At 52.2% G+C, this 469-nt stretch carries 1 protein-coding gene; it reads right to left on the reverse strand.

The window, feature by feature from the left end; genetic code table 11:
* On the reverse strand, positions 1-353 hold a 353-nt coding region (locus RCF13_RS02320), incomplete at its 3' end, for a hypothetical protein (RefSeq protein ID WP_308140799.1).
* Positions 354-469 lie beyond the last annotated feature (116 nt).

The following is a 469-nucleotide window of genomic DNA, read 5'->3' on the forward strand; positions in this document are numbered from 1 at the left end:
TCCGCTAGTTCGATAACCCGCTTCTCTCTCTGCTTCATGGCCCTGCGAGAATGGCCACTGTAAAAAGCGGGGAAGTCGTCCATCGCATCGTAAATAGACAAGCATTGCGACAGAGCCTTCATGACTTGAATTGCAAGAACCGAAGGCTTACCAATGGCGAGAACACATTCATCTCTACGAGCAAAATTTATGACTTCCGCAAGAACTGCTCGCCATAAATGACTGTTAACCCAACCGGAACCAGGCAAAGGCTCAATAGGCAGACTGGCCGGTTGAAGAACCGTTAACCAGTCCGGGATAGTGCCGACCAGTCCATGCGACCGGATCCGCCGCACTCGCCGCCAATCGGACATCGTCGGAAATCGGGTAGCATAAGGTTCTACCCACAACACCCTGCCACCATATCGTTGGTGAAACCACGAAACGAATTTATGCGGTCTCTGCGCGAAACTCGTCCAAGGGACAGGTG

It is taken from the genome of Stenotrophomonas maltophilia group sp. RNC7, from assembly GCF_030910085.1.
GTDB lineage: Bacteria > Pseudomonadota > Gammaproteobacteria > Xanthomonadales > Xanthomonadaceae > Stenotrophomonas > Stenotrophomonas sepilia.